The organism is Streptomyces acidiscabies (genome assembly GCF_020010905.1).
GTDB lineage: Bacteria > Actinomycetota > Actinomycetes > Streptomycetales > Streptomycetaceae > Streptomyces > Streptomyces acidiscabies.
Window position 1 is genome coordinate 2018637 of sequence record NZ_JAGJBY010000002.1, and the last position, 12882, is coordinate 2031518.

The 12882-nt window shown below is 70.7% G+C and carries 12 protein-coding genes; 10 read left to right on the forward strand and 2 right to left on the reverse strand.

Annotation, left to right across the window (positions count from 1 at the left end):
• The first annotated feature begins 74 nt into the window (after positions 1-74).
• The 6 genes from J8M50_RS35910 to J8M50_RS35935 all read left to right on the forward strand — a co-directional run bounded on the left by J8M50_RS35910 (position 75) and on the right by J8M50_RS35935 (position 8242).
• On the forward strand, positions 75-869 hold the full coding sequence (locus tag J8M50_RS35910) for an alpha/beta fold hydrolase (protein ID WP_010353053.1): 795 nt from the start codon (positions 75-77) through the stop codon (positions 867-869).
• A 181-nt stretch (positions 870-1050) separates the two neighbouring features.
• Positions 1051-2232, forward strand: coding sequence for an FAD-dependent monooxygenase (locus tag J8M50_RS35915; protein ID WP_010353054.1), 1182 nt, complete (start codon positions 1051-1053; stop codon positions 2230-2232).
• Positions 2233-2323: 91 nt separating this feature from the next.
• Positions 2324-2800: a MarR family transcriptional regulator gene (locus tag J8M50_RS35920; protein ID WP_029183763.1), complete on the forward strand. Its 477-nt coding sequence runs from the start codon at positions 2324-2326 to the stop codon at positions 2798-2800.
• A gap of 23 nt (positions 2801-2823) precedes the next feature.
• Positions 2824-3543 carry a helical backbone metal receptor gene (locus J8M50_RS35925; RefSeq protein WP_040836197.1) on the forward strand — a complete coding sequence of 240 codons (720 nt, stop codon included), beginning with the start codon at positions 2824-2826 and terminating at the stop codon, positions 3541-3543.
• 105 nt (positions 3544-3648) lie between these two features.
• The gene (icmF, locus tag J8M50_RS35930; RefSeq protein ID WP_010353057.1) at positions 3649-6873 is read left to right on the forward strand and encodes a fused isobutyryl-CoA mutase/GTPase IcmF; all 3225 of its coding nucleotides are present in this window, start codon (positions 3649-3651) and stop codon (positions 6871-6873) included.
• Positions 6874-6964: 91 nt separating this feature from the next.
• Positions 6965-8242, forward strand: a complete 1278-nt coding sequence (locus J8M50_RS35935) for an amidohydrolase family protein (protein ID WP_010353058.1) — start codon at positions 6965-6967, stop codon at positions 8240-8242.
• A gap of 58 nt (positions 8243-8300) precedes the next feature.
• On the opposite strand, the gene J8M50_RS35940 is transcribed toward J8M50_RS35935, so the two are convergent.
• Entirely contained in the window at positions 8301-8942 is a 642-nt protein-coding gene (locus J8M50_RS35940) for a helix-turn-helix domain-containing protein (RefSeq protein WP_010353059.1), read from the reverse strand.
• 70 nt (positions 8943-9012) lie between these two features.
• On the opposite strand from J8M50_RS35940, the gene J8M50_RS35945 reads away from it, so the two are divergent.
• From J8M50_RS35945 to J8M50_RS35960, 4 genes are all read left to right on the forward strand, one after another.
• Positions 9013-9858: an aldo/keto reductase gene (locus J8M50_RS35945; RefSeq protein WP_010353060.1), complete on the forward strand. Its 846-nt coding sequence runs from the start codon at positions 9013-9015 to the stop codon at positions 9856-9858.
• 193 nt (positions 9859-10051) lie between these two features.
• The gene (locus tag J8M50_RS35950; protein WP_010353061.1) at positions 10052-10324 is read left to right on the forward strand and encodes a hypothetical protein; all 273 of its coding nucleotides are present in this window, start codon (positions 10052-10054) and stop codon (positions 10322-10324) included.
• Positions 10325-10501: 177 nt separating this feature from the next.
• The gene (locus J8M50_RS35955) at positions 10502-11308 is read left to right on the forward strand and encodes an MBL fold metallo-hydrolase (protein ID WP_010353062.1); all 807 of its coding nucleotides are present in this window, start codon (positions 10502-10504) and stop codon (positions 11306-11308) included.
• A gap of 5 nt (positions 11309-11313) precedes the next feature.
• Positions 11314-11712, forward strand: a complete 399-nt coding sequence (locus J8M50_RS35960; RefSeq protein WP_086013991.1) for a nuclear transport factor 2 family protein — start codon at positions 11314-11316, stop codon at positions 11710-11712.
• Between the two features lie 49 nt (positions 11713-11761).
• Here the strand turns inward: J8M50_RS35960 and J8M50_RS35965 are convergent, their stop codons facing one another.
• Positions 11762-12754, reverse strand: coding sequence for a phospholipase D-like domain-containing protein (locus tag J8M50_RS35965; protein ID WP_010353064.1), 993 nt, complete (start codon positions 12752-12754; stop codon positions 11762-11764).
• Positions 12755-12882: the final 128 nt, after the last annotated feature.

Sequence of the window (12882 nt, forward strand, 5' to 3'; positions counted from 1 at the left end):
CTCCGTTCAGCGCCCGTCAAGCGGCCGTTTCTACGCTGAGCCGCGATCACCACCGAGCGCACCGAAGGGCATACATGATGACGACAAGTCGCCGTGGGCTGCTGGCCGGATCCGCCGCCGTCGCGGTGGGCGCCGCACTCGACGCGCCCGCCGCACAGGCACACACCGGCAGCGGCCAGAAGCCCACCGTGGTCCTCGTGCACGGCGCGTTCGCCGACGCCTCCGGCTGGAACGCGGTCGCCTCCCGGCTCATCCGCGCCGGTCATCCGGTCGTCGCACCGCCCAACCCGCTGCGCGGCGTGGCCTCCGACTCCGCGTATCTGGCCGCCGTCCTCGCGACCCTCGGCGGCCCGCTCGTCCTCGTCGCGCACTCCTACGGCGGGATGGTCGTCACGAACGCCGCGACCGGCAATCCGAACGTGAAGGCGCTGGTCTATGTCAACGCCTTCGTGCCCGAGCGGGGGGAGACGCTGCTGGGCCTTCAGACGGCGTACCCGGGAAGCAGGCTCACCGAGGCGGCGCTGGACTTCCGCCCCTACGGAGAGGGCCTCGTCGACGGTTACATCAAGAAGGAACTCTTCCACGACGTGTTCGCCGGGGACCTGCCGAGGGCGACCACCGAGCTGATGTGGGCAGGCCAGCGCCCCGCCGACACGCGCGCCCTCGGGGAGCCGTCCGGCGCCCCGGCCTGGAGGACCGTCCCGTCCTGGTACCTCGTGGGCCGCGACGACCAGGTGCTCCCTCCGGCGGCCCAGCGGTTCATGGCACGCCGGGCGGGGGCGCACACCTTCGAGGTGGGCGCTTCGCATGTCGCGATGATCGCGCGGCCCGCCGAGACCGCGGCCCTTGTCGTGCGCGCCGCGCGCTGACACACGGCGACGACGTGCCTTGAACGGCACCAGTGCTGAGCGCCGGTTCGCTCGTCAGGCACACGTCGATTCCCCTTGACATTCAAGTATCTCGACCTTCAAGGTAAGTGGGTGTCTTGAGGGTCAAGAAGGTTGATCCTCAAGGGGAATCGACGTGTGCCCAGGTTCCAGGAGGAACACTGTGACGAACACAAGGCGTGCGGCCCTCATCGGCTGCGGTATCGCCGGACCGGTCCTGGCCCTGTTCCTGCGCAAGGCGGGGATCGAGGCGGTCATCTACGAGGGGGCCGAGGAGCCCCACGACGACGCGGGCGCCTTTCTCAGTCTTGCTCCCAACGGGCTCGCCGTCCTCGACGCCCTGGGCATCCGCGAGGACGTCGAGCGGTACGGCAGCCCCACCGCCAGCACCGTCTTCCTCAATCACCACGGCAAGCAGCTCGGCGAGAACCCCGCCGGGACGCTTCTTCTCAAGCGCGGGCTGCTCAACAAGGGGCTGCGCGAGGCGGCCGTACGGCGGGGTGTTCGGATCGAGTACGGGAAGTTCTTCGAGAGCGTCGACGAGACCGACGACGGTGTGCTGATCCGCTTCGCCGACGGGTCCACCGCCGAGGCGGACATCCTCGTCGGCTGCGACGGCATCCACTCCGGGACCCGCCGCGCCGTCATGCCCGACGCGCCCCGCCCCGAGTACACCGGGGTGATCGGCACGGCCGGATACACCCGCTCCCGGGACGCCGCGCCCGCCGACGGCGTCATGCGGATGTCCTTCGGTCATCAGGGGTTCTTCGGGTATCAGACCGTCCCCGGCGGCGAGGTCTACTGGTTCGAGAACTACCACGAGCCGGTGGAGCCGGGGCGCGGCGAGATCGAGCGGATCCCGCACGACGTGTGGAAGAAGCGGCTCCTGGAACGTCACCGCAAGGACCACCACCCCGTCTCGGAGATCATCGGCTCCACGCCGGACGGCATCATCGGCTACCCCATCTACGACATGCCGACGCTGCCCGTGTGGCACCGAGGCAGGGTCTGCCTCGTCGGTGACGCCGCGCACGCCACCTCGCCGCACGTCGGGCAGGGCGCGTCGCTGGCGATGGAGGACGCGATCGTGCTCGCCAAGTGCCTGCGCGATCTGCCCACTCCGCAGCGGGCGTTCGCCGCGTTCCAGGCGATCCGGCAGGGCCGCGTGGAGAAGATCGTCAAGGAGGGGCGGCGGACCGGCAATCAGAAGGCGGCGCCCAATGGGCTCGCGCGTGCGGTCCGTGACCTGGTCCTGCCGTTCTTCCTGAAGCTCGGCGTCAAGGCGACCGTCCCCGTGTACTCCTACCGGGTCTCGTGGGAGGAGAGGGTGGCTGTCGCCCGCTGACACCGGGCCTCGCCCGGTTCGACGCTGGCCGGTCGGGTCAACTACCTTGGCTGTCAAGGCGTACCTCTCTCTTGAAGGTCGAAGTACTTGAATGTCGGGTGAAGCTGTGACCGGCCTGGACAGAGAGGCGCTGTCCTGGGAACTCGCGGGCGAGGTCCGCGCCCTCCAGAGCGCCGTGGAAGCCGTCGACGCCGCCGCCGCCACGCGGCTCGGCATCAACCAGACCGACCTGCGCTGTCTCGACGTACTCCTCCAGCGCGAGAGTGCCGCACCGGGCGAACTGGGTACGGCGCTCGGGCTCACCACCGGCAGCGTCACGGCCATGCTGGACCGGCTCGACAAGCTCGGGTACCTCACGCGCGAACCGGACCCGGGGGACCGGCGGCGGTCGGTCGTCCGGGCCAGCGAGCGGACCCGGAAGGCGGCCGAGGAGATCTACCGGCCGCTCGCGGAGGATGCGCACGCCGGGCTCCAGCGGTACTCGGTCGAGGAGCTGGGGCTGCTGCTGGACTTCGTCCGGGGCAGCCGCGAGGTCCAGGAGAGGCACGTCTCCCGGATCCGGGGCTGAGCGGGGTGCTTCTGTACGACGACATGGGAACCCCCGTCCACCTGCCCCGCCCGCCCCGCCGCGTCGTCTCCCTCGTCCCCTCCCTCACCGAAGCCCTCGCCGGGACCGGCACGCTGGTCGGTGCGACCGAGTGGTGTACGCATCCGGTGGACCTTGATGTCGCTCGCGTACGGGGTACGAAGAATCCGGACCGGGCGGCGATCACCGCGCTCGCACCGGATCTGGTGATCGCGAACAAGGAGGAGAACCGTGAGCTGGACGTCACGCGGCTGCGGGCGGCGGGGGTCGCGCTGTGGGTGACCGTCGTGGAGACGGTGCCGCAGGCGGTCGGGTCGCTGGGGCGGCTGTTCACGGAGGTGCTGCGGGTCGGGGAGCCGGGGTGGCTGGGGGAGGCGCGGGAGCTGTGGACGGGGGAGGTGCCGCCGGTCGCGGCGAGTGTCGCCGTACCGGTCTGGCGTGATCCGTGGATGGTCGTCGGGGGGACCACGTTCACCGGGGATCTGCTGCGCCGGGCCGGGTACGCGAACGTGTTCGACGGGGATGAGAGGGGCCGGTATCCGGGGGTGGAGGTGGGGGAGATCCGCGCGGACGTCGTCCTGCTGCCGGACGAGCCGTACGCGTTCTCCGCGGCGGACGGGCCGGAGATGTTCCCCGGCGTGGACGTGCGGCTGGTGAGCGGACGGTTGTTGACCTGGTACGGGCCGTCGTTGGTCGAGGCGCATCGGATGTTCGCCGGGATGTGAGGGCGTCGGGTCTCCGCGAATTCACTTGGACGTCCTACTATCTATTTAGTAGGACGTCCAAGTATCTGTTGGTTGGCATTATCGGCGCGCTGTTGGAAGGTCCCCATGAGCGAACTGCACCGCCCCACGCACCCCGTCCGCCTCGTCACCGCCTCCGCGCTGTTCGACGGGCACGACGCGTCGATCAACATCATGCGGCGGATCTTCCAGGCGCAGGGCGCGGAGGTGATCCACCTCGGGCACAACCGCTCCGTGCGCGAGGTCGTGGACGCGGCGCTGGAGGAGGACGCGCACGGCGTGGCCGTCTCCTCCTATCAGGGCGGGCATGTCGAGTACTTCGAGTACCTGGTGGAGTCGCTGCGCGAGCAGGGCGCGGACCACGTCCGGGTGGTCGGCGGCGGGGGCGGGGTCATCGTCCCGGAGGAGATCACCCGGCTGCGCGCGTCCGGCGTGACGATCTTCTCGCCGGAGGACGGCCAGCGGATGGGCCTCGCGGGGATGGTCAACTCGGTCGTACGGGACTGCGACTTCGACCTCTGGGACGGCCGCCCGGCCGATGTGGACGCCGTGCTGGCCGGTGACCGCTTCGCCGTGGCCCGCGCCGTCACGGGAGCCGAACTCGGCAAGCTGCCACGGGAGTTCATGGAGACGCTGCGCGGTACGACGCGTACGGTCCCCGTCCTCGGCATCACCGGCACCGGCGGCTCCGGCAAGTCCTCGCTCACCGACGAACTGGTCCGGCGCTTCCGGGTCGACCAGCAGGACAAGCTGAGGATCGCGGTGATCGCCGTCGACCCGACCCGGCGGCGCGGCGGAGGGGCCCTGCTGGGCGACCGGATCCGCATGAACTCCCTTGACGGCAACCGGGTGTTCTTCCGCAGCCTCGCCACGCGCGGGAGCCGTGAGCTGCCCGAGCACCTCGCCGACGTGATCGACGTCGTGAAGGCCGCCGGGTTCGACCTGGTGATCGTCGAGACGCCGGGCATCGGGCAGGGGGACGCGGCGATCGTGCCGTTCGTCGACACCTCGCTGTACGTGATGACACCGGAGTTCGGTGCCGCCTCGCAGCTGGAGAAGATCGACATGCTCGACTTCGCCGACACGGTCGCGATCAACAAGTTCGAACGCCGGGGCGCGAAGGACGCGTTGCGGGACGTGGGGCGGCAACTGGTCCGCAACCGCGAGGAGTTCGGGAAGAAGCCCGAGGACATGCCGGTGTACGGCACCAGCGCGGCGACCTTCAACGACGACGGGGTCACCGCGCTGTACCAGCACCTGAGGGGCGAACTCGCGGACAAGGGGCTGCCGTTGGGCGAGGGGGCGCTCGCGCACGTCGATGTGCGGTACTCCTCCGGCATCCGGCAGGTGGTCCCGGCGGAACGGGTGCGGTATCTCGCGGAGATCACCGACACGGTGCGGGCGTATCACGCGCAGACGCTCCAACTCGCGGACGCGGCACGGCGGTTGCAGCGACTCATCGAGGTCGAGGGCGAGTTGGCGCGGGCGGGGTCCGATGCGGCGAACCTGGTCCCGCTGATCAAGAACGCCCGTCGTGACCTGCCGGGTGACATCGCCGACCAGATCGCCAACTGGCCCGCCGTCGTGGCCAGTTACTCCGGCGACGAGCAGGTCGTCACCGTACGCGGCAAGGAACTCCGCACCAGGCTGACCCGCGAGTCCCTCTCCGGCAACAAGATCCCGCGCGTCGCGCTGCCCCGGTTCGTCGACCACGGGGAACTCGTCAGCTTCTGGCGCCGCGAGAACCTGCCGGGCCAATTCCCGTTCACCGCAGGCGTGTTCCCCTTCAAGCGGGACGGCGAGGACCCGGCGCGGATGTTCGCGGGCGAGGGCGACCCGTTCCGCACGAACCGGCGCTTCAAGCTCCTCTCCGAAGGGCAGCCCGCGACCCGGCTGTCCACGGCGTTCGACTCGGTCACGCTCTACGGCCGCGACCCCGACGAACGCCCCGACATCTACGGCAAGGTGGGCACGTCCGGCGTCTCCGTCGCGACCCTCGACGACATGAAGGCCCTCTACGACGGCTTCGATCTGGTCGCGCCCACGACCTCCGTGTCGATGACGATCAACGGCCCCGCGCCGACGGTTCTGGCGTTCTTCCTCAACACGGTGATGGACCAACGCACCGACGCGTTCCGCCAGTTGGAGGGCCGCGAGCCGTCGCCGGAGGAGGCGGAGGGCCTGCGCGCCGAGGCACTCGCGAGTGTGCGCGGCACGGTCCAGGCGGACATTCTGAAGGAGGACCAGGGCCAGAACACCTGCCTGTTCTCAACGGAGTTCAGCCTGCGGATGATGGCCGACATCCAGGAGTGGTTCATCCGGCAGAAGGTCCGCAACTTCTACTCCGTCTCCATCTCCGGCTACCACATCGCCGAGGCCGGAGCGAACCCGATCAGCCAGCTCGCCTTCACCCTCGCCAACGGATTCACCTACGTCGAGGCGTACTTGGCGCGCGGCATGGACATCGACGACTTCGCCCCCAACCTCTCCTTCTTCTTCTCCAACGGCATGGACCCGGAGTACGCGGTCCTCGGCCGCGTCGCCCGCCGGATCTGGGCGGTCGCGATGAAGGAGAAGTACGGCGCGAACGAGCGCAGCCAGAAGCTGAAGTACCACGTCCAGACCTCCGGACGCTCCCTGCACGCCCAGGAGATGGACTTCAACGACATCCGCACGACCCTCCAGGCGCTCATCGCGCTCTACGACAACTGCAACAGCCTGCACACCAACGCCTACGACGAGGCCGTCACCACCCCCACCGAGGACTCGGTACGCCGGGCGCTCGCGATCCAGCTCATCATCAACCGCGAGTGGGGGCTCGCGATGAACGAGAACCCGCTCCAAGGGTCGTACGTCATCGACGAGTTGACCGACCTCGTCGAGGAGGCGGTGCTGACCGAGTTCGAGCGGATCAGCGAACGCGGCGGCGTCCTCGGCGCGATGGAGACCGGCTACCAGCGCGGCCGGATCCAGGACGAGTCGATGCTGTACGAGCAGCGCAAGCACGACGGCACGCTGCCGATCGTCGGCGTCAACACGTTCCGCAACCCGCACGCCGACACGGCCGCGCCAGGACCGGTGGAGCTGGCGCGGGCGACCGAGAAGGAGAAGCGGTCGCAGCTGGAGCGGGTCGTGGAGTTCCGTACGCACCACCGGAGCGAGGCGCACGAGGCGCTGGCCGCGCTGAAGGAGGCGGCGATCGGGGACGGGAACGTGTTCGCGGTGCTGATGGAGGCGGCCCGGGTGTGCACGCTCCAGCAGATCACCGAGGCGTTCTTCGAGGTGGGGGGCCAGTACCGGCGGAACGTCTGACGGCACCGGCGCGACACGCGAGTACCGGCGCGACGTACAGGAAAGCTTTCCATATAGCTTTCCAGTTACCTTTAAGGGTAGCTTTCTCGGTGTGGAAGCTATCCGTACCCTCATCCGCAACGGCCACGTCGTCGACACCGAGCCCGAGCCGTCCGCGCGCCCCGCCACCGACGTACTGATCGAGGACGGCCGGATCCTCGCCGTCGGCCGGGGCCTGCCCTCCGCCGGTGCCGCCGTCATCGACGCCACCGACCGCCTCGTCCTGCCCGGCTTCGTCGACGCGCACCGGCACCTGTGGCAGTCCGCCCTGCGCGCCGCCGCCGTCGACACCGACCTCGGCACCTACCTGGGCCTCCTCGCCCGCACCGGCCCGAAGTTCCGCCCCGGCGACGTCTACACCGCGACCCTCGCCGGGGCCCTGGAGTGCCTGGACTCCGGCATCACCACCCAGCTCGACTACTCGCACATCACCTACTCGCCGGAGCACGCGGACGCCGCGATCGACGCGCTCGGCGCCGCCGGGCTGCGCGCGGTGTACGGCTACGGCACCCCCGTCACTGGCGCCCCTGTCACAGGCGGTGGCGACCTCGCCGACCTGTACCGCGTCCGCACCGAGCGCCTCGCCGCCGACGACGCCCTCGTCACGCTGGCCCACGCCCCGCTGGGCCCCTCGTTCGCGCCGCTCGAACAGGTCGCCGAGGAGCTGCGCGCGGCGCGTGAACTGGGCCTGCGCAGCACGTACCACGTCGCCGCGACGCCCCTCGCGCCCCGCCCGATCAGCGCCCTGCGCGACGCCGGGCTCCTCGGTGCCGACCTCCTCTTCGTCCACGGCAACACGCTCGACGACGGCGAACTCAAGCTGATCGCCGACTCCGGCGCCGCCGCCTGCGCGGCCCCCGGCGCCGAGGCGATGCTGGGCGACCGGGCGCCGGTCGCGGGCCGCCTGCGACGCCTCGGCGTCACCACGGGCCTCGGTGTCGACGCGGTGACCTCCGGGCCGGGGGACATGTTCTCCGTGATGCGCGCGACCCTGCTGGCCAGCCAGATCGCCGACGAACCCCGGCTGACCTGCGCGGACGTCCTGCGCATGGCGACCCTCGACGGCGCCACCGCGCTGGGCCTCGCCGACCGGGCCGGTTCGCTGCGGCCGGGGAAGCGGGCCGACGTCGTCCTCCTGCGGCTCGACGGCATCAACTGCCTGACCGCGGAACGGGACCCGATCGCCGCGATCGTGACCGCCGCGCAGCCGTACAACGTGGAAACGGTCCTGGTCGGGGGCCGGCTCGTGAAGTCGGCGGGCCGGCTGATCCACGGGGACGCCGGCCAACTCGCCGACGACTTGCGGGAGGTCGCCGCCGCGGTCGCCTGAACCGGCGACTTCGCCGACTACCGCGCGGTCCTCGGCGGCCCCCTGCGGGACTCCGGCCTCACCCCCGGCCCAACCCCCACTCCCCGGCCCGCACCCCCGCCTGGAACCGCGACTCCGACCCCAGCGCCACCAGCAGCTCGGCCACCCGCCGCCGGTAGGTCCGCAGCGAGATCCCGAGCTGCCGGGCAGCCGTCTCGTCCGTCATCCCCGACCCCAGCGCCCGCAGCACGGCCCGCGCCTGTCCGTCGATGCGCGGCCGGTCGGTGTCGAGGAACACGCCGAGGTCGGTCGCGGCCTCCCACGCGGCCTCGAACAGCGCGTACGCGCCGCCGACCAGCGCCGGTTCCGTACTCATCGTGTACGTCCCGCGCCCGCCCGGGTCCGTGAGGATCATCGTCCGGCGCCCCACGAACACGGTCCCCTGCGGCAGCGGCGCCGCCGCGATCCGTACGGCGATGCCCCGCTCCACGACCTCCCGCAGCAGCAGCCGGTCGCTCTCCCCGGCGAGTACGGCGGGGCTGAACAGCTTGCGGGAGCTGTCCGCACCCCCCGTCCGCGCCCGGCGCAGTGCCCCTTCCCGTGCGCCCGGCCACGTGTCGAGATCGCGCGAGACGTTGACGAACTCGGCGCCGTCCACCACGAGCGGTGTCAGCCGGGCCCGCAGTTCGAGGTGGTCCCGGAACGTGACGGTCGCTGCCATTCCTCCATTGTGCCTGGCAGCAACGTGCCAGTGGCTGGCTGTGGACAAGTCCCCCGGACAGGCTGGCGGCATGAGTGAAACCTTCCGTATCGGCGGCGACCTGCCCGTGAACCGGCTCGGCTTCGGCGCGATGCGCCTGCCCTCCAAGGGCGGCATCCGGGGCCCCGCCCGCGACCCCGAGGCGGGCCGCGCCGTCCTGCGCCGGGCGGTCGAGCTGGGCGTCGACCACATCGACACCGCCGACTTCTACGCCGACGCCGAGGGCGCCGTACGCGCCAACACCCTGATCCGCGAGGCCCTGCACCCGTACCCGGCGGGGCTGGTCCTCGCCACGAAGGTCGGCCCGGTCTTCGGCGCCGGCTTCCGCGAGGCCGCGCCCGAGGAGCTGCGCGGTCTGGTCGAGGGGAACCTCGAAGCGCTGGGCGTGGACCGGCTCGACCTGGTCTATCTGCGGGTCGGCGGGATGACGCCCGCGCACGGCGAGTCCGTCGCGGCCCGCTTCGAGGCGCTGGCCGCGCTGCGGGAGGAGGGCCTGATCCGCCACCTGGGCCTCAGCAACGTCGATACGGCCCACCTCGTCGAGGCCCGCGCGATCGCCCCCGTCGCGGCCGTCCAGAACAGGTACAACGCGGGCCTGCGCGACGACGCGGAGCTCCTCGCGCTGTGCGAGGACGCGGACGTCGCCTTCGTCGCGTTCCACCCGGTCGGCGGCGGGAGCGAACTGGACGACGCACGCCTCGCGAAGGCCGCCGCCCGGCACGGCGTGAGCACCTCCCGGCTGGCCCTCGCCTGGCTCCTCGCCTCGTCCCCGGCGCTGCTCGCGATCCCCGGCACGGGCACGGTGGCCCACCTGGAGGACAACATGGCGGCGGCGGACCTGGTCCTGTCGGAGGAGGACCTGCTGGAGCTGGCCTGAAGGGGTGGCCGTTGAGTATTCAACTGCCTTGACCGGCCGGTGAGTTGATATCCGGGGCGTTCGTCAAGCGGGCGTGAAAGGTTCGTGCAGGAGGGATACAACTTTAAGTCTCAAGATTCCCTTGGGCGGGTCCGGCTGTGAGGCTGGGGACACGGGGTGATGTCTCAGTCGGATCTAGCGACCAGGAACTGAAGTGACTCACGACCGCAGGCCTCGCGGGGCCGGACCCGCGCTGCTGACCCTCGTACTTTTCGGGCTGCTGGGCCTCGGGTGGGCGGTGTCGGGGCTCCGGCCGGTCTCCGTCGAGGCCCCGCGTCTCCAGCCTCGTCCGGTCTCCGGCGACGGCGTGTTCGTGGTGCGGATCGACGTGGTGGCGGGGGTGGTGGTGCGGCCCGTGGTTCCGGGCGTGCCCGAGGGGCGTTTCCCGTCGCCCTCGCCGCTGTCGCCGCCCGTTCCGCCGGAGTGAGGGGACGCGTCACCCGGGGGAGCGGCTCGGGCTGCGGGGGTCCGAGGGTGTTGCTGTAATGGCGGGGACGGTCGGGGCGGTGGCAGTTGTCACAGTCTCAAGTAGATATCTGTATAGTCAGATACTGTGCCGTCAGGCGGTAAGTTCGCCATCCCCGCGCCTCCTCAAGGAGCTCCCATGAGCACCCTCGATTTCACCGTTCTCGACCTGGACTTCCCGGCCGGCAGCAAGAACAAGACGGCGACGCTCGTCACCGGCGAGAGCGAGGCGTTGCTCGTCGACGCCGCCTTCACCCGCGCGGACGGCCACCGCCTCGCCGCCGCCGTCCTCGACTCCGGCAAGACCCTGACGACCGTCTTCGTCAGCCACGCCGACCCCGACTTCTACTTCGGCGCCGAGGTCATCGCGGACGCCTTCCCCGAGGCGACGTTCGTCGCCACCCCGCTCGTCATCGAGCACATCAAGGAGTCGTACGAGGGCAAGCTCAAGGCCTGGGCCGCCCTCGGCCCGAACCTCCCCACCCGGCTCGTCGCCCTCGAACCCCTCACCGGCGACCTCACGCTGGAGGGCCACCGCTTCGAGCTGAAGGGCGGCTCGGCGGAACTTCCCGACCGCCACTACCTCTGGCAGGCCGAGCACAAGGCGATCGTCGGCGGCGTCCTCCTCTTCCAGGGCGAGCACGTCTGGGTCGCCGACACCCCGACCCCCGACGACCGCGCCGCCTGGATCAAGGCGCTCGACGAAATGGCCGCGCTGGAGCCGGAGTTCGTCGTCCCCGGCCACCGCCTCCCCGGCACCGCCGCCGACGCGTCCGCGATCACCGCGACCCGCGACTACCTGGTCGCCTTCGAGGAGGAGCTGTCCAAGGCCGCCGACGGCGCCGCCCTCACCGAGGCGCTCGTCGCCCGCTACCCCGACAACGGCATGCTGATCGCCGCGCAGATCGGGGCCAAGGTCGCCAAGGGCGAGATGAAGTGGGGCTGACCGCGATGACGTACGACGCTCCCGCCGACGTGGTACGCCGCCAGTACCTGGCCTCGGCGGCCGGTGACCTCGCGGCCCTGCGCGCGACGCTCGCGCCCGACGTCGAGTGGACCGAGATGGCGGGCTTCCCGCTCGCGGGCACCTACCGCACGCCGGACGGCGTCACGGCGGCCGTCATGGAGAAGCTCGGCCAGGACTGGGACGGCTGGACGGCCCACGACGACACGTACGTGGTGGACGGCGAGAACGTGGTGGTGCTGGCGCGGTACACGGCCGCGAACAAGGCGACGGGCAAGCCGATCGACGTACGGGTCGCGCACCACTTCGTCGTACGGGGCGGCCTGATCGTGCGGTTCGAACAGTTCGTGGACACGGCGCTGGTACGGGACGCCATGACTGTCTGAGCAAGGGGGGGTGGAGGTTCTCCAGGAACTCACCACCCCCCACAGGGCGTTACGCCGCAGTCCCGCCCGCGTAGTCGCTCGCGAACGTCGTCTCCACCGTCGCCGCGACCGACTGCGCGACCCCGGTCCCGGTCAGGATGACCCCCAACTCCCGGTTGCTGCCCAGTGAGTTGGAGCTGATGTTCATCGACCCGGCTTCCACCGCCTGCGTGGACAGCCCGTAGTCGGCCACCATCGCCTTCGCGTGGATGTAGAACCCGTCGGGGTCGGAGTACCCGACGACGGTCCCGCCCGCCGACTCGATCTGGGAGACCTCGGACGCGTAGGACGACGGGGTCTCCAGAACGACCCGCACCTTCACCCCAGCCGCCGCCCGCGCAGCGATCGCGTTGACGACCGCGCTGTCACTGAACTCCAACTCCTCTACGTCCAGCGTGGTGGTGGCCCCGTTGATGACCGACAGGAGCCGGTTGCGGGAGTCGGTGGGGGACCAGAGCAGATGGTCGCCGTCGGTGGGGGTGACCGCCGCGCCGGTGTAGTCCGCGTCGAAGACCTTCTCGATGGCGGCGACGTCCCGGCTGTCGTCGTCGAACACCCCGTAGTCCCGCCCGGTGGCGTAGTACTGGGAGGTCAGATTCCCGGTGAGGACAAGGGAGTTGGCGCCGTCGACGGTGATGGTCTTCTGGTGCGTGTAGACGTACGAGGCGGAGGACCAGGCGACCCCGACACCGGCGCCGGTGAGCGCCGTGTACGCCGAGCTGTTCGCGGACTTGTGCGCCTGGTCGAGGACGACCCGCACGGTCACCCCCTTGTTCTCCAGGGCGATGAGGTCGTCGACGGCGGTGGTGTCCTCCAGCTCGTACATCGTCATGTCGAGCGAGCTGGTCGCGGAGTTGATGAAGTCGTAGATCTGCGGCTGACCGCCGCTCTGCGAGAAGGCGAACGCGGAGTAGCTCGCGGCGCTCGCGGGGACGGCGGTGGCGACGACGGCCGCGCCGGCCGCGAGCGCGACGCCCGTACGGCCGATGATCTTCCACAGCATGGGTGACTCCTGGGCGAGTTCAGGGGGGAGCCCGCCCGGGGAGCGGCGGGTGCGAGCAGAACACCACGCGCGTAGAACGCCGGAGAAGAACCGCCCGGTGAACTCGGTGTTACCGGGCGGGTGTTGGG

What these genes read in the sequence shown, in the direction of transcription:
- J8M50_RS35910 (WP_010353053.1), top strand. Translation starts at nt 75, where the DNA reads ATGATGACGACAAGTCGCCGTGGGCTGCTGGCCGGATCCGCCGCCGTC.
- J8M50_RS35920 (WP_029183763.1), top strand. Translation starts at nt 2,324, where the DNA reads ATGTCGGGTGAAGCTGTGACCGGCCTGGACAGAGAGGCGCTGTCCTGG.
- J8M50_RS35925 (WP_040836197.1), top strand. Translation starts at nt 2,824, where the DNA reads ATGGGAACCCCCGTCCACCTGCCCCGCCCGCCCCGCCGCGTCGTCTCC.
- icmF (WP_010353057.1), top strand. Translation starts at nt 3,649, where the DNA reads ATGAGCGAACTGCACCGCCCCACGCACCCCGTCCGCCTCGTCACCGCC.
- J8M50_RS35940 (WP_010353059.1), bottom strand. Translation starts at nt 8,942, where the DNA reads ATGGCAGCGACCGTCACGTTCCGGGACCACCTCGAACTGCGGGCCCGG.
- J8M50_RS35945 (WP_010353060.1), top strand. Translation starts at nt 9,013, where the DNA reads ATGAGTGAAACCTTCCGTATCGGCGGCGACCTGCCCGTGAACCGGCTC.
- J8M50_RS35955 (WP_010353062.1), top strand. Translation starts at nt 10,502, where the DNA reads ATGAGCACCCTCGATTTCACCGTTCTCGACCTGGACTTCCCGGCCGGC.
- J8M50_RS35960 (WP_086013991.1), top strand. Translation starts at nt 11,314, where the DNA reads ATGACGTACGACGCTCCCGCCGACGTGGTACGCCGCCAGTACCTGGCC.
- J8M50_RS35965 (WP_010353064.1), bottom strand. Translation starts at nt 12,754, where the DNA reads ATGCTGTGGAAGATCATCGGCCGTACGGGCGTCGCGCTCGCGGCCGGC.